Origin of the sequence: Pseudomonas sp. 13159349 (assembly GCF_013305685.1) — a bacterium.
Lineage (GTDB): Bacteria > Pseudomonadota > Gammaproteobacteria > Pseudomonadales > Pseudomonadaceae > Aquipseudomonas > Aquipseudomonas asiatica.
Map to the genome: position 1 here is coordinate 5937986 of NZ_CP045553.1, position 20437 is coordinate 5958422.

The 20437-nt window shown below is 54.0% G+C and carries 20 protein-coding genes; 12 read left to right on the plus strand and 8 right to left on the minus strand.

What is annotated here, in order from left to right; all coding sequences use genetic code 11:
* Positions 1 to 4: 4 nt before the first annotated feature.
* From GEV38_RS27235 to GEV38_RS28145, 8 genes are all read left to right on the plus strand, one after another.
* Positions 5 to 433, plus strand: a complete 429-nt coding sequence (locus GEV38_RS27235; RefSeq protein ID WP_054572053.1) for a hypothetical protein — start codon at positions 5 to 7, stop codon at positions 431 to 433.
* Positions 430 to 1638 (plus strand): SDR family oxidoreductase, encoded by a 1209-nt coding sequence (locus tag GEV38_RS27240; protein ID WP_081013912.1) that lies wholly within the window; start codon positions 430 to 432, stop codon positions 1636 to 1638. Before GEV38_RS27235 ends, GEV38_RS27240 begins: the two co-directional genes overlap by 4 nt.
* Complete coding sequence (locus GEV38_RS27245) at positions 1625 to 2689, plus strand: hypothetical protein (RefSeq protein WP_054572055.1); 1065 nt, start codon at positions 1625 to 1627, stop codon at positions 2687 to 2689. Before GEV38_RS27240 ends, GEV38_RS27245 begins: the two co-directional genes overlap by 14 nt.
* A 124-nt stretch (positions 2690 to 2813) precedes the next feature.
* Entirely contained in the window at positions 2814 to 3497 is a 684-nt protein-coding gene (locus GEV38_RS27250; RefSeq protein ID WP_054572056.1) for a LuxR C-terminal-related transcriptional regulator, read from the plus strand.
* A 252-nt stretch (positions 3498 to 3749) separates the two neighbouring features.
* Positions 3750 to 4103 (plus strand): hypothetical protein, encoded by a 354-nt coding sequence (locus tag GEV38_RS27485; RefSeq protein ID WP_198749944.1) that lies wholly within the window; start codon positions 3750 to 3752, stop codon positions 4101 to 4103.
* Positions 4097 to 4261, plus strand: coding sequence for an aldo/keto reductase (locus GEV38_RS28140; protein ID WP_371929272.1), 165 nt, complete (start codon positions 4097 to 4099; stop codon positions 4259 to 4261). Before GEV38_RS27485 ends, GEV38_RS28140 begins: the two co-directional genes overlap by 7 nt.
* 264 nt (positions 4262 to 4525) lie before the next feature.
* Positions 4526 to 5545: an ATP-binding protein gene (locus GEV38_RS27260; protein WP_054572066.1), complete on the plus strand. Its 1020-nt coding sequence runs from the start codon at positions 4526 to 4528 to the stop codon at positions 5543 to 5545.
* 174 nt (positions 5546 to 5719) lie between these two features.
* Positions 5720 to 5974: an STAS-like domain-containing protein gene (locus GEV38_RS28145; RefSeq protein ID WP_371929312.1), complete on the plus strand. Its 255-nt coding sequence runs from the start codon at positions 5720 to 5722 to the stop codon at positions 5972 to 5974.
* 132 nt (positions 5975 to 6106) lie between these two features.
* On the opposite strand, the gene GEV38_RS27270 is transcribed toward GEV38_RS28145, so the two are convergent.
* Both GEV38_RS27270 and GEV38_RS27275 read right to left on the minus strand, forming a co-directional pair.
* A complete protein-coding gene (locus GEV38_RS27270) occupies positions 6107 to 7399 on the minus strand; it encodes a HEPN/Toprim-associated domain-containing protein (protein ID WP_054572064.1) in 1293 nt (430 codons plus the stop codon).
* Between the two features lie 306 nt (positions 7400 to 7705).
* Positions 7706 to 8494, minus strand: a complete 789-nt coding sequence (locus GEV38_RS27275) for an NAD-dependent deacylase (protein ID WP_081013918.1) — start codon at positions 8492 to 8494, stop codon at positions 7706 to 7708.
* A 207-nt stretch (positions 8495 to 8701) separates the two neighbouring features.
* On the opposite strand from GEV38_RS27275, the gene GEV38_RS27280 reads away from it, so the two are divergent.
* Genes GEV38_RS27280 through GEV38_RS27290 form a run of 3 tightly spaced genes read left to right on the plus strand, consistent with a single transcriptional unit; the run spans position 8702 to position 10079 of the window.
* Complete coding sequence (locus GEV38_RS27280) at positions 8702 to 9358, plus strand: hypothetical protein (RefSeq protein WP_054572063.1); 657 nt, start codon at positions 8702 to 8704, stop codon at positions 9356 to 9358.
* A 58-nt stretch (positions 9359 to 9416) separates the two neighbouring features.
* Positions 9417 to 9713, plus strand: coding sequence for a hypothetical protein (locus GEV38_RS27285; RefSeq protein WP_081013917.1), 297 nt, complete (start codon positions 9417 to 9419; stop codon positions 9711 to 9713).
* A 57-nt stretch (positions 9714 to 9770) separates the two neighbouring features.
* Entirely contained in the window at positions 9771 to 10079 is a 309-nt protein-coding gene (locus GEV38_RS27290) for a hypothetical protein (protein ID WP_081013916.1), read from the plus strand.
* Positions 10080 to 10101: 22 nt separating this feature from the next.
* On the opposite strand, the gene GEV38_RS27295 is transcribed toward GEV38_RS27290, so the two are convergent.
* The 3 genes from GEV38_RS27295 to GEV38_RS27305 all read right to left on the minus strand — a co-directional run bounded on the left by GEV38_RS27295 (position 10102) and on the right by GEV38_RS27305 (position 14416).
* Positions 10102 to 11448, minus strand: a complete 1347-nt coding sequence (locus GEV38_RS27295) for an AAA family ATPase (RefSeq protein ID WP_054572062.1) — start codon at positions 11446 to 11448, stop codon at positions 10102 to 10104.
* On the minus strand, positions 11445 to 13352 hold the full coding sequence (locus GEV38_RS27885) for a transposase (RefSeq protein WP_256674064.1): 1908 nt from the start codon (positions 13350 to 13352) through the stop codon (positions 11445 to 11447). The genes GEV38_RS27295 and GEV38_RS27885 overlap by 4 nt, the downstream gene beginning before the upstream one ends.
* Positions 13353 to 13453: 101 nt before the next feature.
* Entirely contained in the window at positions 13454 to 14416 is a 963-nt protein-coding gene (locus GEV38_RS27305; RefSeq protein ID WP_054572060.1) for a hypothetical protein, read from the minus strand.
* A 678-nt stretch (positions 14417 to 15094) separates the two neighbouring features.
* On the opposite strand from GEV38_RS27305, the gene GEV38_RS27310 reads away from it, so the two are divergent.
* A complete protein-coding gene (locus tag GEV38_RS27310) occupies positions 15095 to 16672 on the plus strand; it encodes a TnsD family Tn7-like transposition protein (protein WP_081013915.1) in 1578 nt (525 codons plus the stop codon).
* 275 nt (positions 16673 to 16947) lie between these two features.
* On the opposite strand, the gene GEV38_RS28150 is transcribed toward GEV38_RS27310, so the two are convergent.
* The 3 genes from GEV38_RS28150 to glmS form a co-directional block, all read right to left on the minus strand.
* Positions 16948 to 17214 (minus strand): antitoxin Xre/MbcA/ParS toxin-binding domain-containing protein, encoded by a 267-nt coding sequence (locus GEV38_RS28150; RefSeq protein ID WP_081013914.1) that lies wholly within the window; start codon positions 17212 to 17214, stop codon positions 16948 to 16950.
* Between the two features lie 61 nt (positions 17215 to 17275).
* Positions 17276 to 17893, minus strand: coding sequence for a hypothetical protein (locus tag GEV38_RS27320; RefSeq protein WP_152976791.1), 618 nt, complete (start codon positions 17891 to 17893; stop codon positions 17276 to 17278).
* Positions 17894 to 18600: 707 nt separating this feature from the next.
* Positions 18601 to 20436 carry a glutamine--fructose-6-phosphate transaminase (isomerizing) gene (gene glmS / locus GEV38_RS27325; RefSeq protein ID WP_015268399.1) on the minus strand — a complete coding sequence of 612 codons (1836 nt, stop codon included), beginning with the start codon at positions 20434 to 20436 and terminating at the stop codon, positions 18601 to 18603.
* Between the last annotated feature and the right edge of the window lies 1 nt (position 20437).

Genomic DNA, 20437 nt, shown 5'->3' on the forward strand with positions numbered 1-20437 from the left:
AGACATGTTTGGTTTCTTCAACAAAGCCTCGGACGCCGAAATCGCCCAGGTCAAACGCGCGCTGGGCAACGAAGCTGTAGTGGTGCTCTCCGCCAGTTGCTGCATGCCAGGTACCAATGAGGTCGATGAACAGATCGAGAAAGCCGCACAGGCAGCACTGGCTGCGGCGAAGCTCGATTGGCCGGTGCTGACTGTCACCGTGACGACAGCACAAACCATCCTGCCGAAAATTACCTCCGAGCTAAATGCCGCAGAAGGAGCACTAGCCCAGCAGGTCTCCGAGCTATTCATGGCCCACGGCCTGAGCGCATTCCCGATCGTTATCGTGGATCAGAAGCTGATGTCCTACGGCGGGGTTCCCGATCAAGCGATGATCCAGGGCGCATTGCCCAACTCCACGGCGCCCAGCGTGGCGAGCGGAGGAGCCCGATGAACACGCCTCTGCAGACCGCACGCCATGGAGGGCGTGTTTTCCTAACTGGCGGTACCGGCTTTTTGGGAGCCTTAATGGCCGCCCAAATGCTCAGCGATGGATGGGCAGATCATCTGGTCTTGCCATCCCGTCGTGAAGTGCAAACCGGCAGCATTCCGGAAGAAGTCCAGCGAGAGCTACTCGCCCTGAGCAAAAACCCGGACGATTTTTCCGGCCAGATCACGACGGTTCACTGGCAAGGCGCCGAAACTGCCACGGTAGAGCTGCTGGAAAACACCCTGCGCGCGGGCAAGGTGGACACTATCGTTCACTGCGCCGGGTGCCTGGACTACTTCGACAACGACGCCCTCCAAGCGATGAACGTCGACTTCACCGAAAGGCTGGCTATCGCGGCCAAGCGTGCGGGGGTGAGTTTCTTCATTTTCGTATCCACCGCCTACTCGGCGGGCTACTCCGGTGCTCGAGTACCAGAAACCTCGCTGAGTGAGCCTCCGAAGGACCCGACCAATTACACCCTGACCAAGCGCGCAGCCGAGCGGGTTGTAGCTGAATGCGGCATTCCGTTCCTCGTCGTGCGTCCCTCGATCGTCATCGGCAGTTCGGTGGACGGACGCTACAGCGGTAAGCGCTACGGCCTGTATCAGCAATGGATGGGCATCGAACGACTGCTGTCGGACCGGCACCACTCCGAGCTGCACACCGTCGCCACTGACCAGGCACTCAACCTGCTGCATCAGGACGTGTTCCAGGCCAGTGTCTCCAGCATCTTCCGCTGGGTACCTGCCGGCGAGTACGTCAACCTGGTGGTAGACGACGAGACTAGCCCGTCCATGCGCGACCTCTGGCGAGTCTTCTGCGAAGTCACCCGGCCCAACACGGTGATCTTCTACGACAGCCTGAAGGACGTTGATCTTAAGGCCATCAACATTCGCCAGCGCGGCTATCTAACCTTCGCCCAGACGAACTTGGAAATCGGCGCCTATCCATGGGCGTTCGATCGCCAATGGCTGCGGAGCCTGCGCGAGCATGGATTGCACTTCACCGAAACCACGATGGAAACACTAAAGGTGTGCCAGGACCGGTTCGTTCGATCATCACAACCGATTCAGCGCTATCTAGAACGCTTCGGCGAGGTTCTGCCCGCCCACACCGAGTACCGCCATTATCTGGACACCCAGGACATAGCCGCAAATGAACATGCTTGATACCGCAGCCGTTAGGCTGGAGCCGTGGCAGCGGGAGTTGATGCATATCGCATCATTGGTGAGTAAAGACCTCGACCACGATGCGAGTGTTACAGATTCGCCCCGCACGCTATGGTGGGGCGGCGGTTACTCCGACCTTCTCCCCCTTTGTGCCAATGGCTTAAGCGGTGAACTGCTGATTGCCGACAACGAATCGCGGAGCCTGCGCAAAAGCACGGCGTTGGTCGCCAAGGCTCGCGCAGTTCGACTGATGGCGCTCTCAGATCTGTCCCGCGATGCTGGTGTGATAGAGACGTTACTGCAAGGCGCGGTACTCCGTGACATCGACGGCTACCTAGCCCTGGAAGAAAAGCTGCGCTTCGGGATAGAGCGCTCTCCAGCCGTCCCGTCGGGATGGGCTAGCCGGATCGTAATGGACTTCGCTCTCAACCGTGTCGGTGCTGAAAGCGAGCAACAACTGATGTCCGAAACTTTCCGCGCGCTCAGTCTCAGCGGGTCCGTTCTTTGCGCGGTTCTGGTGAGCGACGAACCACTGAATTCGCTGCAATCCGTACGCTCCGCACCTGCTGGGGCGCCGCTAAGGATTCCATCTGAGCAAGCAGTCATCAGCGCGTTCGAACGTGCAGGCTTCCATGGGATTACCCTTCATTGGTCGGCAACGGCAGCAGAAGCTATCGACAGGATCGGCGATGCGGAAATCCGGATGTGCACAGTCCAGGCATATAAGGGAAAGCAAGGGCCTTGCTGGGAGCTCGGTCAGGCCGTCATGTACCGAGGCCCCTGGAGCGAAGTCCGCGATGACGATAACCATGTGTATAGGCGCGGGGAGCGAGTGGCGGTCTGTGCGAAAACCTATGACCTCATGATGAGGCCCCCTTATCAGGGCTCCTTCCTCGGACTGCGCAGCGTGAACGAACCACCATTGGCCGAGGCGGTTTTGTTTGACTGCAATACACCGGCACTAAGGGACCCGAAAGTGACTAAAGGACTGTTGCCGTTTGAGGGTGCTCAGGCGACCGCCTGCTGTTCATCTGTAAGTGGATGTTGCTAGATCAAGCCCCACTAATGGCATTAGTCGCGGAGGTATCCGTTTCTCCATATAATCGAGAAAAATATGCTAATCAGGAGCCTGACCTCAGGCTTCTGATGCGCTATGACAGCACGGAGAGCGGAACATGGAAAAGGTCAAAAACGGCTGGGAAGTGCTTGGTGAAAGCATTGAATCGCCCCCCCTGGCTGACCTTGATGTGGACTGCGTTGCTGTCGGTACCGCCTCAGTAAATGGCCCGGCAGTTCACTTCGAGCAATTGCTCTTCATGCAGGGCGAAATCCATGAAGAACCAGAAACCCTGCAAAGCCATTGCGCTTCCCTCGTAGCCCTCTGGGCTGCCGTCCGAGCCCCGTCCTTGATTGACCTAGGAAAATGCACCTGCATAGGCCGCCGCCTGCTCCTGCAGGAGCCAACCTTGGGCAGGCGTTTCGCTATCGATGCGACCCCGATCAGCGAAAACCATTTGCTGTTCGCCGTCATCAGTTCCACAAAGCGCTGGAGCGACGTAGAACGCGTCAAAGCCATCGTGGCTGACTTGGTGCGACAAGCAAACGACCTACACACGTCTAAAACTCCTGCCTATGTGCCTCCTCCAACCCAGGAAATTGAAGAGTTGGATTGGTATCAGTTCACCGCCCGGGAGCTTGAAATACTGAAGCTAGTAGCCAGTGGAATAAGCAATAAGCAAATTGCCCGGCAGCTGGGTTCGAGCCCTAATACAGTACGCAACCAGATTCATGCGCTTTTTCGAAAAGCCAAGGTGACTAACCGAACTGAGTTGGCTCTACGCGTGACTGCTGCCATTTAAGATCACAATGAATCGCCGCTAGTTTCATAGACAGCTCTAAGCCTCGATGAGGCCCAAATGGAGGTGCCATGAAACCTGAGCGTTAGTGGAGAGTTCCGCTTTTGACCCATAACGGTCATTCAAAAATAGTGAAAGAAATCGGCTCTACAGTCATGCAACCACGCAAAAATTCAATCGCAAGGAGCGGAGTGCCGGCATCGGGCCTAGACCGTAACCTGACCTCATCAATAGATCTGATCAGGACCACCTTTCATGAACACTTCGCTGCTGTCGTCGATCAACCTCATTTTCCGCTCCCCCGTTGGCTCCAAAACCACGGCCATTCGCTACGCAGTAGGTCAGACGAATCTTGGTCAGGTGCTGGTTGGCCATAGCGGCCATGGCATTTGCGCAATTTTCCTGGATGACACGCAGTCTGGGTTAATGAGCCAACTGGAACGCGCCGCTACGAAGACGTCGTTGATTACTGCGCCAGTCAGGGAATTGGTTTCATCCCTTGATTCCCGCTGGGCGCCGGCGATCTCGCCAAGTCAGGCTCCTTCCTGGACCGCCTGGCAAAAAAGACCGCCTTCACCCCGAGCCAAATCGCACTTGCCTGGGTGCTAAAACGCAGCAGAGTCATTCTGCCGATTCCTGGCACCAGCAAGGTCAAACACTTGGAAGAGAATGTCGCTGCAGCCAATTTCGAGCTCAGCGAAGCTGATTATGCAGAGCTGGATGCTCTAGGACACGTGGCACCAGAAACGCCAGGGCCGGGAGCATAAAAATACGGCTTTCGGACTCTGCGACCTAATGAGGCTTTCAAGCGATTGCCGGCGCACATCATTGTGCGCCGGCTCCTCAAAACTCGGCAGGATGTGCTGCCTTCAGGCAGGCTCGTCCCTAACTGAGAAGCCGCTACTGCGGCATGCCAATAATATGTCGGCACCGATCGTCAAAAATTAGGTAAGTGCCTACCAGGCAGGCAATGGGCTACTATCGAGGACTATATCTTTCCGAAAGGGTTAGCTCAGTTGCCAGGGAATTGCATGCAGGCCATTGATATTGAAAACGCCATCGTACTACCGAGGGGGCTTGGCTCAAGTTCACCACATGGCTTGTTTTCAGTGTGCTCAGCAATCATAAACTGCCCTGGGGACATCGTTTTAGACGCTAGCGACCTCTCGTATATCGATCCATTAGGGATGGCTACGCTGCGAGCGTTGTTTGAGGACCAGTTGGCCCAGAAGCGAGTCTCGATGCAGTTCCTGAGTAGAGACCTCACCTCCTACCTGGCCAGGATGGATTTCTTCAAAGACATCGATGTAGAAGGTGTGGATCTATCTGGGGTTGGTAGACGAAATGATCGAAGCAACTCCTTGGTGGAGATCACCAAAATCAGTGAGCATCATCAAGCAGAGGCTGCTGCATCTCGCCTCGCTAGGGCTATCACGGGAAGGTTGACGCAGTCGGACCCCGACGCTCCAGTCGACGAGTATACCGGGCGGAATGAGTTCGACTCCTACCGGGGACCTCTGGAGTACTCTCTCAAGGAACTGTTGGAAAACTCGCTTACCCATGCACGTAGAGAGGGGCGAGGCAACGCTTCCGTTTGGCTGACCTGCCAGTTTTTCCCAAAATTGAACCTTGTGCGCATGGCCATCGTCGATAATGGTTGTGGGTTTCTCGCCACGCTGAGGAATCACCCTGAGCTTCATGATCACACGCATTTGCACGCCATCGAAGCGGCCCTCAAACCGCGCGTGAGTTGCAACCGAGGTGCAATGGCTCAGATCCTAGGCAGCGAGAACCAAGGTATTGGCTTAACAACGACCGCAAAAATTGCTGATGCGGCGGGTGGCGGTTTGATCATCGTAAGCGGCAATGGCATGCATGACACAAAGCGTGGGCAATCTCGAGAGCTGCAGGATGCGCAGTGGAATGGAGTATCGATTGCCTTCAGTTGTACGCGTGAGCTACTGCCCACCATTTCGATCAGCGACCTGCTGCCTAAGGACGATGCAGGACAGGTTGAAGACGATCTCGACCTGGATCTGGATTTCCGCTAGCTCTGGCTTTTTGATGGCGTGAAGGCTAGAGTCGATCATGCAAGGAGCGGTAAACGAGGATTTCAGCGCCAACTGAAATCCTCTGGCTGCAACAAAGGATTATGCAATACAAGGGGTTACGACATGCAAACTCAAATTCGATTAAGTAGGGATAGTTCTATCCGAACGTACGGAATGCGAGCTTCAGCGATCCCCTATCGTACCGAAATCGAACGCTCGCTCAACAGTGGTGAGAGCGTTGTCATAGATTTCGCTGGGAACGATGTCACTCAGTCCTTCGTGGACGAGTTGATAGGGGCGCTGATTTTGAAGGAAGGTCGCCAGGTAGTCTCGCGCCTTGCCTTCGAAAACTGCACCAACGATGTCAAAGGAATCATTAAATTTGTGGTCCATGATCGAGTTCGACAACTGCAAAAAATGCCTGCGTGACGGATCCGCATTAGATTTAAGGCCCTCAGCATTGAGGGCCTTTTCGTTGGTGCCATACACCGGAGATCGCCGAGCTAAGCGAGTTGCAGGGCATACGGCTCAGAAGATAGGCATGAGCGCTGTGCTAGAGCGCTAGGGAGTGAGCATCCGTTCAGCTATGCCACTGCACTGTTCCAAAAGCGCTGCTATCACGGTTTTGAGCTTACTCGCATCATAGACACCTGACCCAATGGCTTCGGCCGTGGTGTTGTAGAACGCCTTGGCGTAGCTGTCTTTGAAGTCGAGCGATCCTTGGTAAATACCCAACGACTCCTTGTAGTTCGTCCATGTCACCTGCGGTGGGGGACGCCCCTCTAGCTTAAGGTCGAGATAGCATTCGATAGCTGCGGCACATCCATTGATATCAGCGTTCGCAACACCGCCAGGCCCTTTTGCAGGAAAATCGCGCAACTCATCGAGATCGGGCAGAGCCATCGCTCTCATATTCACTGGAAATTTGAATCGATCAATCAGGTTCCGATAGGTATCAATCCCCTCAGCGTCGTTGTCGAAGAGAAAGATCACGCGGTTGTGTACGTCGATTTTTACCAACCCTTCGGCGAACTTGGCGAGGTTACCCGTGCCAGAGAAAGGGTGACGCTCCTCGATGTCGATGAAGCGGAAAAAATCCTGAATATCTGGCCTCAACAGCGATAAGCCCAGCTTCAAAATGTGAGTATCAGATGTACCCTCGGTCGCGATCAGATAGGTCTGTGTTCTGCGTGCATTAGCCACGAAATCCTCGTTTTTAGCCCATCCGGCATGGACGAAACTTCCGTAATCCCAGACAACGTTTTCGTCTAGGTTGGCGGGGTTTTCAGCAAGGATTCGAAGGGTTGAATATGGGCTCAAGAACCCGATCAACGTGCCAAAGTGGCTGCGCTCGGAGTAACCACCATGGTCACGATCAAAGTCTCCACTGGGCAGCAGAGAAACCGCTGGATCACCGGCAAAAACGCCTTGCCCCTGAGCATGTACGGTATCGTAACCATCCACGTAATCGTTCTTGAGGTCCCGCACGGCATACGTTTTGATAAAGTCGACAAACTGCTCGAACGTTAAACGCTCAGCTCGCGGCTCGTGGGAGTCGCAGTAGTCGAGTTGCTCACCGTCGAGCACGACCTGCATTTCATACTCCGACTTGACCCTCCCGATTGTGTAGCCAAGCAGCTCCAGCCGCGAAACCATGGAGCCAAGCGTTCGACTGAAACAAACCTCCAGTTGCTGAAGGTCTTCAGGGCTGTGTGCATAGTCATAATTGATATCAGCGTGACGACGGTACCGACGGTCACAATCCTGATACAGCATGCCATGGTCTACGCCCATGAATCCTGTGTTGTAGGTGAGATCAATATCGCCCACAGACAATGTGATTGGTGTGCTCATAGAGATCGCAGTCCCCGGAATTAACTCACTATGGTTGTCCTGTTACAGGCCGTTTTCAGACCAATTGAGTCGGACTTTGACAGCACGCTTCAGACTAGGCGTTTACGTAGAGCTTTGGCCTGAAGGCTAACAGATGAATGCGTATACAACCGAGCGATGATGTCTAAGATTGAAATGTGTAGAAATCCATCACTACTCACTTGTGCAACAGCTGTGAAAGGCCCGTATCTGTTGAGGTAACGGGCCGAAAAATATGTGCAAAAAAATGTGCATTTCATCAGCGTAGCGGTGGGCAGGCTTGGCTCGTTAAGTAGAATCATCAGGCGGCGAAAAAGCTGCGATCCCTGCGGCTTGAAGCAATGCGGGTAATACCACCCCTGCAGGTCCTATGAGCATTATCTCGTCCGCCCCGTCCATTCCCACGTCTTCAAGGTTTACATGGATCACTGTCGCCCCGGCCGCCAGAGCCATATCTGGAATACCGGCTGCCGGCATGACTACGCCAGATGTGCCCACCGAAATCAGCAAGTCACAGGCTTCCACAAGCCGTGCTGCTGAACGCCACGCGCCCTCTGGAAGATTCTCCCTGAACCAGACCACTCCAGGGCGCAACCTTCCGTTGCATCGAGTGCATCGCGGGGGCTCAATCATCTGTCCCGCCGGGGGAACCGCCAGTTGGTCTGGTGATAACTCTGCTGGCCGGTGACATCCAAAGCATTTCACGTCCATCAAGCTGCCATGGAGGTGTATCACCGGACTGGAGCCGGCTCGTTCATGCAGATCATCGATGTTCTGGGTAACGACAGATACGTTCCAGCCAGCATCAGCTATCCGTGGAATAGATAGATGAGCCAAGTTAGGTTTGGCCTGGCCAACCTGCTGTCGACGCCAGAGATACCAGCTCCAGACGAGAGCTGGATTCTCGCGAAAGGCGTCCGCTGTTTCGAGACGCTGAGGGTCATGCTTCGCCCAGAGCCCTGTCAGTTTGTCGCGGAAGGTCGGAATTCCGCTGTCAGCAGAGATACCTGCACCCGTGAAAAAAACGACCCTCTTGGACCTGCGCAAAGCCTCAGCAGCTCTTCGCAAATTGCTCATTAGACACACCTCAGCCCCGCAGCAGGGACACCCTTGCAGTAAACACGGGAAAAGCCTCACATCCCAGCCAAAGCACTCGCGTTTGATCGGAAAACCAAGCGTTGAGTGCAGGGGGCCGCATACTGATCTCACAGACTTTAAGAATGCTCCAATGGATTTCAACTACCCGATCTACAGCTAGCCGTAGCCCCATCGCGGGAGGTGCTTATGACCACTCCTTTTGCTCACATCCAGACCCGACATGAGCCTTCAACCGAGCCGAATGAAAGCAAGGTCGCTTTGGTTACTACCCTGTCGATTGAAGCCAATTCAAAACAGACGATCGATGCTTACCTCGGTGGGCTGCAGATGTACAACGATCTATTCGAGTGGCGGCTGGATGAGTACCCCCAGAAAGCGCTAGATCTCATCATCGACTGCTTTCTCCCCGTAGAGTCGGTGCCTCAATCCATCCTGAAGAACGGCGTTTCAGCCGGGCTCATCCGCTCCAGAGTCTTCCAAAGCGGAGACTGGATATCAGGCAAGCAATGGCTTCAGCTGGCATCTACCTCCACCCCAGGCGGTGAAGTTGACCCCAACCAGTTACTGTCTGATGGTCAGATCTTCTCGCTCCGACCTGGGAAGGTCGACTTCTTCCCCGTTTATGCTTTGGACGGTAGCAACGGCTATCGACCGATCAGCAGGCTTCGCGACGTACTGTCCGTTCTCTCGACTCGCATGGACGAGTGGTCTATGGCGGCTTGGTTCCAATCAGAAAATTCGTCTCTGGGCGGTATCGCTCCCAAGGCCTTGCTGTTATCCGCCCCAGAACAGGTGCTAGCTGCCGCAAAGAAAAAGCCAAGAGGAAGACGTGTGAGCAGATGAACGGCTTCAGACTGCATACCGTGACGCGTCCGATGGATGGCGTCTCAGGGGATCAAAGATGAACAGTCAACCAGCTCCCGGCAGCGATCGTAACTGGCGACCCATCTTCCATGATTGCTATTCGACGGTGATCAAGGCGGTTGATGCTCGGTATGACGTTCGCGGTTATCTGTTATCAGAGTTGGTGAAGCTGTGCCTGAAAAATCGGGCCACAGTTCCGCTAGCTCGGCGCGCCTACTACGAGGGATGCGTTCAGAAGGAAGCCATAGCTTTTCTGGAGCGTTATACCTCCCACCTGCTATTCGGCCCTGGCGGCCGACTCTCGCCGCAGGAATACCGATACGACACATATTGATGCTGTCAAAGGCGCGACTCTGGCTTAACAAATTGTCCCAACGTTGGCAGAGGCTTGATGATGAAAATCACTGGTCGTGTAGAAACGGAAGCGGTGGTCGACGTGAGCTGCGACGTATGCGGCTCCTCCACACGTTTGGAAACCGGCAGTCTTCAGTATGGGGTGCTCCACGCGCACTGGGGCTTCGGTGCACTGCATGACGGAGAGCGCTATGAGATGCACCTATGTGAACCTTGCTTCTTCCAGACCATCGCTTACCTCAAGCAAGAGCGGCGCACAGCCAACATGTTTGAAGGTGATCCACAGCAGCCCGAGGATGACTTCGGCCTCGCTTCCAGGGATGACTTTTTCCGTGATGGTCACTGATTTGAAAGCCAAGCTGGACAGGCTACTTCGGCTTTTTAGGGGGTGAGGACGGGGACTGTGAGTCCGCGTATCGATGGAAAGCGAGTGCTAGGTCTTCGTCGGTCGCCTTTGGAAGCGGTTTACGACGGGGCGCTTTGGCCGGAGCTTTCTCATCCGGTTGGGTAATCTGCCTCAGTAGGGAGCGCTCAGTCTCGGTAGCCGACGAATCGAAGACCTTTGTCTGTACACGCTGATCACGGTCTGTCCTGTTAAAGCTCACCACGTTCGACTTGTATTCAACAGGTAAGTCAAATGGACAGCGCAGGTCCAAATGCCCCCCTTGATTGCCTTTGCTAATGGCCAGCAATTGCAACTCTTCGACCTCTTTCGAGCTGGTGGTATACGCGCTCGATCTGTAGGCCTTGTGGAGGTCGTCGACTTCAATCCGGTTTCTGCCGGCGACTCGGCATTCGATGTAGGCAAGCTTCAGCAGTTGTACGACAAGCCGCTTGATACCAAAAGTGGAACGGTAAAGCTCAGCCGCAAATTCATCCTTTCCTGAACTGATACGGCCGTCACTGAGCCTCATGCACTCGCCTACGTACTCTGCCCAATCCTGGCTCGTTGGATCCTCGGGCAGCATTACCCTGGGTTGAGAAAGCAGCCTCTGCTTGTCCTCACTGTTGCGACGAAACAGCTTGTGCCCGAGGCTATAGTTGGACACAAAAATCGTCGGCACTCCGATGGCTACCATCGTCAATAGTATGTCGGTCACTTTGGACGCGCCCATGCCGGTGTTGATGTGCTGCGTCTCATCCAGGACAACTGTTAAAACCCCGTCCCTGTTGGCGCGACGGCGACACTCCACAAGCAGTTTTGCCAGGTTACCACCCCGCCCCTCATGACCACTTCCATGAATGAAGTCTAGTAGGAGCTGTTTACCACTCGCTTTACCGCGGGCGCTCGCATACCACATCGAGGCAAGCTCTATGCTGCCCTCGAACAGGTCACAAGTCAGCTCTACCGGTGGGGGCATCGCTCTTCGAAGAGCAGCAATCGTCTGGCTTTTACCGACCCCAGCTAGGCCGGTAAGGCAAATCGGTGAAGCTTCCACGTCGGGCGGGTTAAAGATCCTTCCGGCGTACTCTGCTTCACTCCTGAAATTTTTGAGGTTGTGCAAATATGCCAAACCGATCATTTCTTGAATAAAGGCAAGCGAGAACTGGTTGGGGAGGTACATTTCTTTGAGCCGCTCAGCGAGTAGCTCAGCACCGAGCAAGGGAGGAAGCGCCTCCAAATTCTTTATCGGATCTGGCCGAACAGTCACTCGACTACGGATGGATTCAATGTCCATATAACCATCGAAGCGAGCTTCAATGATTCTGTTCATTTTTTAGCGCCCCTGAATCTATTGAAATCGTCCGTGTCGCGCTGGGCAGCACCACCTTTCGAGGGCCGCCCAAATTTTCTCTCGCCAGCATCCCATTCCTCGCCTGTATTCTGTTTGAATCTGTCTTCGAAATGCTGCTCATGCGCAGGGCGCTCGTCTCTGAGATCAGCAGCAGCTCCTCGACGTACCTGATCAATGTCTTGAAGATCACGCAAGGAAATATCGACGGAGCTTTGCGGACTACGCGATGGCCTCATGAAGTCTAACTGATACAAAACCCCTTTAACTTCTATCCATATATGACGAACACACATGACCAAAACATATACTGAAGTATTGATGACTCCTTGCCGAGCCACCAAATCAAATACCCCTGTTTCTTCCAATGCACGGGATCGGTATTTCCGACCGTAAAAATAGACACCATCCTTTCTTATCGCAGCTGGCCGTACATCCAGAAACTGCCTCACAGCCGTATCGAAGGGAACCCCAATCGAGGAATCTCGCCCACGCATACTCAAATAGCAGTAAATGTCATGTGGAGTAGGCTTAATGCCGGCCAGAATCATCTTCTCGTCCATACGCTGGCCAGCGTCAGAGGTATGGTTATCCTTCAGGACCCGCACAATCTCCCGCTTGGCCATCTGTACGAAATCGAGCTTGCTGTGAAAATAGGTCGGCTGCCCGAGGGTCTTTTTATCTCTCGGGTGTGAGGATTCGACAGTAGCCTTGGACTGACCTGAGTAGACTGGCGCCAGATCTACCGACTTTAACCAATGAATCTCTGGATCTACCTCGTACCCTGCAGCAGGTCCTCTATCAAGCACCATAGAGCCCGACAAACCAGCACTCGGCCATTCTTCGGCACTGATTTCAATACCGTACTGCTCGCAGAATTTAACTTTGTCACATGCCATGCAGTAGATTGCCATGCGATAAGCGGCCATATTTTCTTTGCCTTCCGAAAAGCCAATGCCAAGCACCATCCCTGACAACGCACAAACAGCACGGACGACACAAAAGCTGTCAACTGCACTGCCTTCAGTCAACCCAGATAGTTTCTCGGAAATATTATATCCGTCAAACTCGATCCGCTGACTCACATTAATTAGGTTGTCGGCAAAACTTCCCTCTGAACCAGATTGAGCACGAGCCCGGTGCGCTCCTTTCAAAGCGATACGGAGCTGTTTCGCACTGATTAATTTAGATATCCAATATCTAAACTGTGGGAATGAAGGGAATGGCAAGCCTTGAGGATGTCTATATTCAACCGCCTCTCCCGCCAGCTTGTATGCTTTGCAGCCAAACTCTCCTGTAAGGATGTCGCTGTAGATCTTATTTTGAGTCTTGTGGGGGGATTTATTGGCGAGGAACCCCTTTAGCAGCCTCTGCTGCATTTCTGCATCGCAACGATAACCATGCCTTTTTCCCTTGCGAGAGGGCCGACCAAGCTTCGTCATACGCCCTGGCCCTTCTCGATTCCATGCCCCAATACGGTGGAGAGGTGGCAGCAAGGACCATTTAGTCCGACCAAACACCATGTAGGAGTAGAACCAGAGCCTTGTCCTGGCTGCGTTCTGATGGGGTCGTTGAGCTTTGGCGTAGGCGTTAATTAGGGCGTCAGGATCATCGCTCGCGAGGATTTCATTGTGGCGAGCAACCAAGCCAGATATCGCAGCAAAACGCTTGTCCACCTTCTGCTCATAGCTTTCTTTCTTTGAAGCCCGCCGATACTCCAGATGCTCGATGGCAACGCCCTCGACGGGTGTAAGCCATGGAGGACTTGAATCGGCCGGTCCATCCTCAACCAGCCACCCATTCTCGACTGCCTCCTCAAAATCAAACTGGCTCAGTTGGATCAGGTGGGTGCTGATGTGTTTCCCATCGTCTTTGAATTCGACCAAGCGAACACGGTTTTGCCGGCCATCGCTGACCAATAGGTGATATACATCGCCTTGTGGAAGGTTACGAAACCCCTCGGGGGCTATGATTCGTGATCCTGCCCTCATGGCGCGGCCTCTTCAAAAAGCGAGCCGAACTCCTGGAGCAGATCGCATCCACCGGTAATCAGCGGGCGATCGATCAAGATAGGTTCGCTGAAGTCGACTTGAAGCTTTCGGTCCCAAATCAGTTGGTAGATCTTGGCTATGAACTGGTCACGGAAGCCCCACCGAGCACCGTATTCAATCGCCACGTAGGCCACGGGCTTCCCGACCTGAACAGCCTCAGCAACCGCACCGACAAAGTCTTGAAGCAGATTCGGTTCAAGTGAAAAATCAAGACCGTGCATACCAAACAACAGGTCTAGATTCGCCTGAATAGTGGGCGATATCAGATCCCGGGAAACCTCTACCGTCCGGATGCCGGCGCTGGCGTAGTATCGGCGTTCGAGCTCTCCCCGAAGCTCGGCATGGTCGCGGTCCTTCTTTTGTTGAACAGGGGTCTTCGCAGACGTGCTTCGACGTTCTCGAAATTCCTGGGCCTGGTCCTTGACCGTCCAGTTGATGGCAAACGGTTCTCCTCGACAGTTGAAGAGGAAGAGCAGGAGGTCGCCTTGGTAGGGGTACGGGACCCAGCCCCTGTTTCCGCTCGCGTCTTCGACTACGATTTCATGATGTTTGAAACCGATCTCTCTTGCGATATCCATGGTGCCGCGGAGAGGGGGCGGGAATGTGCCCTTGGTCAATGGGTGCCCTTTCAATGGGTGCCCTGTGTTCACCGGCCAAAGCATTTTCTGCTCGTGCAGCTCAAAAAGCTCGGGGTGGAAGAGAGCTAATTGAGCAAACACCTTCTCTGGGTTGGAAAGGAGATGAATGGTGCGCCCCAGCTTTCGGCTATGCAGTCTGCTGATGCGAGAGCCTTTAGGTGCCTCTCGTGGAACCGCCAGCGTGGACGGTACATATTCCTGGCCCCATTCGAACCGGGCCTGGCGTTTCATGATCAGGTCAAATCGTTCCTGCGGTTTCATCCAAGCTTTCCAATCTCACCAGGATTTCCTGCCGAAGGCACGCTGGGGATAACAACGTGCACACCGGCAAAACCCTTATCCTGCGGGCAGGTAACCGCGTTTCCGGTTGTGGATAACGCGGAGATTCTTGTGGATGAGCGAATCCGTGCGAAACTTGACGTTTCACATGCAAGGGATAGACAATGGAGGAGTCAGGTGCCTTTTCTGACTTATCCACAAGGGCCCAAGGTCGCACTTGGGCCTTTGTCTATCTGATTTCCAGCGCTCTGGTTTAGCTAGCTGTCGTCTGAATTTCTTTCGTTAGGTCTACCTTAGGCGTCTTCGCCGATTGTGATCTTGCCATGCTTACGAACCCTTCTTTCAGGCTTCGCTGATGCAGCGCTTTCTGGCTACCAGCTTGGTTAACTCAATATGTTAACGCTGGAAATTCCTAGCTGACAACAAGTTTGCGCGCAAACCACACCTAACTTTCACATACTCCCACCTAGCAAATTTCCGCCTATACGGAGCGTACACAGGATTCCGGTCCATCCAAGGACCGTGCTGCCTTGGTCCGCCCCTGAGCACCGCCGAAGACGCTTGAAAACTGATAATTCTAACAAGCTCTAGACTGATAATTTATTGGACTTTAAGAATCCAAAACAATGTACTAGATTAATATTCTTTGAGGTGTATCTCATGAACCTCAAAGGCAAGCAATTACCCTTGTTACACTGGCTCCCAGATGAGTGTCTTTACAGCGTATGCAGCCGCCAGCATATTCTTTGGGGCAACCAGTCACCTACAGATACACTGAGTTTTCTTTTTGGAAGCGGGTATAAAAAATTTGCACACGACTTTCCAAGTAACCTGAGTCTATTAATCGAGTCTGCAAAGTCTACTTGGGGAACCCCAGAGGAATTGATATCTGAACACACCATTGCACCCATTTTCTTTCCTTTCCAATCTTCTGATCACATTCAGGAACTGAAACAAGCATTGATGGGGCCCAAAATTGGATCTATGAAGTATAGGCTTGGACTTGTGACTGGCCGCTTCGGTGGTGCGCACCCTCTTAAGGCGTGTGTTAAATGCATGGCAACTGACCGATCAGTTCTGGGCGCCACATATTGGCACTTATCTCACCAGCTTCCTGGTGTTACGACTTGTCCAGTGCATGGAGTTTTGCTCTCGGAGTCTATCGAGAACAGGCAGTGGTCCAGGGGTTTTCAGTGGCTTCTTCCTGATGAATTAGCCCTCAGCGTAACTGATCAATCGGCCATAGATCCTGCAACCTTCGAAGCACTACAAAACATGTCTGAGTTAGCGGTGGACCTGTGGAAATCAGGCTCCTCCTGCCAGTTTGATAGCACTACAGTCGCTAACGTTTACAAGGAAGCCTTCAGTAATTTTGGCCGCTCCCAGAAGTCTCGCGATGCTGCTGCCGACCGCTTTGCTGAGCTCTGTGCAATGCTCAAACAGCACCCGCCTTTCACCGCTTTGCCAACCACGCGCAAGTGTGCAATAGGGTTCATTTCTCAAATGACCCGTAAGCCCCGTGGTTACTGCCATCCGTTGAAGCATCTGACTCTGATTTGGTGGCTATTCGGGAGCTTAGAATCATTCGTTAAGGCCTATCAACATGCCGCGAATCAGCAGCAACTTCCAGACGCTAGCTTTAACGACACTGTGATTAAACCAGTATCACGCCAAGGTAAGAAAATTGGTGCGCAGAAACCCAAAAAACTATTTAATGACCTGAAGACTAGCATCCTCGGCACACTGATGACTGGCACAAGCAAAAAAGAGGTTTGCGTCATCTTTGAGATATCCATGAGCACGGTAAACCGATTACTACGGCTGAACCCGATGATTGACGAGGAAATAAATAAAAACTCAACACAAAAGAAGCTTGATGAAAAGCGTACCTTATGGCTCTGCGCCGTAGCCAAATCGCCCAGCGCTAGCGCAAATGTTATTAAACATTTGGTGCCCAGCGTCTATGCATGGCTTTACAGAAACGATAAGTCTTGGTTACTTTCGCAAACAGGCTCACTACCAACTGGTAGAGCCGGCAACCACTCCACAATAGACTGGGAAGCCCGTGATGAAAACTTAAGCGCCTTGGTTAAAAAAGTGTTGACTATGTCCAGCATCGAGCCAAGAAAAATCCGCAAACGTGACCTGTACCAAATGGTGCCTAATCTTTTTTCTTCACTTGAGCAGAAGCAGCATTATCCTAAGACGAGGCAGTTAATTTCGAAAATATTTCAGTAGCTAATTTCGATTGACTGGACCTCACTCTCAGGTTAATGGAGTTCTCGTAATTGGCGCTACCGCTCGTTGGCGGTTCTTTCGCTACATTCCAGTATTAGAATGATGTGTGGGTAGTTTCATGCAATTCCACAAAATCACTAAGAGGAAATATACATTGAGACAACCGAAACTATAGCTCCGCAATAGCAGAATAGCACCATGCAAAATCCGAGCGCCCAACACCGCGTTCGACCGATTGGTAGTGATCCGCCGATCTCGCCAAGAGAGTCATCCCTTCAACAGTACACGCCGTACTCGATTCTCCACAGCAGATCGCAGACCTGGCGGTAGCCCCCAGGCTCCAACAGAAGGCTGCAGGGGGTGCGTTTGCCTAAGCCGAGCGCAGGTCGCATTAACCACTCAGACGCTAGGCGATCGCTTCCAAGAACGTAGATCGCCTGGCCCCGAACCTGGTCGCGCCGCGCAACGAAACAACGGTATTGCGCGCTCCAGCAGCGGGGAGATGCGCAAGCACACGGACCGATGAGGTCTATCGAAAGCATATGGCCTCCGTTCTCACGCCAAACGCTGGGGGGAAGGTTTACGTTACCGCAGCAGACGGCCTCATGCGCCGACGATTGATGACTGGTACGTCTGTGGCGATTTGTTGGTGGGCACAGGAACCCAACCGGTTGCTCCAAGCTGAGGAACCGCCGGGAGTGAAGCCTTTACCTTTTCGGGCTTGAGTTGATGCCCCATAAGCCTAGGATGAGGCAGGTTGCAGCAAGGATAGATCCTCGGTCGACGGTTTTGATATGCGGAGTATCCTACGGTATCGGCACATGTCCATGAGCTTAGTCCAAGGCGATAATCTTCCTTCACGTAGTGCTCCGAGTTACCACTGCGAATCTCGTAAGTACTCCAGTAGGAGTCGATCGGTATAGGATTAAGATTGAGGTCTAAGCAGTCGGCCAGAAAGTGATCAAAGCTTTCGTACACGACCGCTAGTAACTCAAGCATTTCATAGACACGCTCCCCACCCACTAAGAATTCGAAGCAGCATCGCTCACCCGATTTAATTCTTGGTGAAAGTTCCTCGATAGCTTTCCTCAAGCGCCAGTCAAGCGCTTCGTAATTTATATTTTTGAGATTACTTTGAAGTAGTTGGAAAGCCTTTTCCGCTGAGAGGTGATACTCCAGGGAGCAGATTCTTTCAAAGAACTGAGCCAGCCGCAGGGCCATGGGGTCCTTGTTGGCCGTAGGCCGTGCCTCGCCTAGGCTACGCCCCCCGCAGCCACTCCACATCACCCGGACCGCGTGACCATCTCGCGAGAACGGTTGCTCACAGAATTGACAGTTCCGCAGCAAATTAACGTTATGCTTAGCGCAGACTGTTACATAGGGATAAAGACGTCTCCAGTAGGAGTAGCCCAGTAGCTGGATATCTTCTTTTACGCAAAGTGGGCAGTAAGCACGCTTATATAATATAGAATCAAAGAGATAAGAATCGCTTATAAACTCAGAACCCGAATACGATAAATTACCTTTTGACTTCAGGACACCACGGATAGGGTAGTATGTGTGCAAGTGCACTAGCTTGTTAAATCCGTAACAACCATGCCACCCCATAATTTTAGAAATTGACACTACCGTATCCCTACGCCAGTGTAAGCAACGGGGAGCTATCTGTTTGAAAATATCTATATCAGAGTTTCGGGGCTGTAGATAAAGATTTCGATCGACAAATGAACGGAGCGATTCATCAGGTTGGATTCGCAGCAGCATGGCTGGTCGGTGTCTACAGATTAGGGAGGATGGAAGGTCAGGCGAAGGCCGGTGGAACCGCAGGAGACGATGAGACAGACCTCACCGGCTCCTGCGACAGTTTTTATTCTCTAGCGACAGTTTTAATTCTCTAAAACCACTGCAAAGCGCCCCTGGCTTCTGGCTTACTCGACCGTAACCGACTTGGCTAGGTTACGCGGCTGGTCCACGTCGGTGCCCTTGAGCACGGCCACGTAGTAAGACAGCAGCTGCAGCGGGATGGTGTACAGGATTGGTGCCAGGGCGTCGGCGATGTGCGGCACCTTGATCACGTGGGTACCTTCGCCATTGGTCATGCCGGCCTGCTCGTCTGCAAACACTACCAGCTCGCCACCACGGGCGCGTACTTCCTGCAGGTTGGACTTCAGCTTCTCCAGCAGTTCGTTATTCGGCGCAACGGTTACCACTGGCATGTCGTTGTCCACCAGAGCCAGCGGGCCGTGCTTCAGCTCGCCTGCCGGGTAGGCTTCGGCGTGGATGTAGGAGATTTCCTTGAGCTTGAGCGCACCTTCCATCGCCACCGGGTACTGCGCACCACGGCCGAGGAACAGGGTGTGGTGCTTGTCGGCGAACAGCTCGGCGATTTTCTCGACGGTGGCGTCCATGGCCAGGGCTTCGCCCAGGCGGGCCGGCAGGCGGCGCAGTTCATCAACCAGCTCGGCTTCGACGCCGGCTTCCAGGGTACCGCGCACCTGGCCCAGAGCCAGGGTCAGCAGCATCAGCGAAACAAGCTGGGTGGTGAAAGCCTTGGTCGAAGCCACGCCGATTTCCGGGCCGGCCAGAGTCAGCAGGGTCAGGTCCGACTCACGCACCAGCGAACTGATACCGACGTTGCAGATCGCCAGGCTGCCGAGGAAGCCCAGCTCCTTGGCGTTGCGCAGTGCGGCCAGGGTGTCGGCGGTTTCGCCAGACTGCGAGATGGAGACGAACAGGGTGTCCGGCTGCACTACCACCTTGCGGTAACGGAACTCGCTGGCCACTTCGACCTGGCACGGGATCCCGGCCAGGCTTTCCAGCCAGTAACGGGCGACCATGCCGGCGTGGTAGCTGGTACCGCAGGCAACGATCTGCACGTTACGCACCTTGGCGAACAGTTCGGCAGCCTGCGGGCCGAAGGCCTGGACCATAACGTTGTCCTTGCCCAGCCGGCCTTCCAGGGTGCGCTGCACCACGCTTGGCTGCTCGTGGATTTCCTTGAGCATGAAGTGGCGGTAGGTACCTTTGTCGGCAGCTTCGGCACCTTCGTGGTACTGCACGGTTTCGCGCTGGACCTTGTGGCCATCCTGGTCCCAGATGGAGACCTGGTCACGGCGGATTTCGGCGATGTCGCCTTCTTCCAGGTACATGAAGCGGTCGGTGACCTGGCGCAGGGCCAGCTGGTCGGACGCCAGGAAGTTCTCGCCCAGACCCAGGCCGATCACCAGCGGGCTGCCACTGCGTGCGGCTACCAGGCGGTCAGGCTGCTTGGCACTGATCAGCGCCAGGCCGTAAGCACCATGCAGGCGCTTCACCGCAGCCTTCAGGGCATCGGTCAGGTCCGGAATGCTCTTCAGGGTGTGGTGGATCAGGTGGACGATGACTTCGGTATCAGTCTGCGAAGTGAAGACATAGCCAAGGCCCTTCAGCTCTTCGCGCAGTTCTTCGTGGTTCTCGATGATGCCGTTGTGCACCACGGCCACTTCATGGCCCGAGAAGTGCGGGTGGGCGTTGCCCTCGGTCGGCGCACCGTGGGTGGCCCAGCGAGTGTGGGCGATGCCCAGCTGGCCGGCCAGTGGCTCGGCGGCAACAGCGGCTTCCAGTTCACTGACCTTGCCGATACGGCGACGGCGCTGCAGTTCACCGTTCTGGGTGAGGACGGCCAGGCCGGCGCTGTCGTACCCGCGGTACTCAAGACGCTTGAGGCCTTCGATCAGGATGGCTGTGATGTTGCGCTCGGCGACGGCACCAACGATTCCACACATG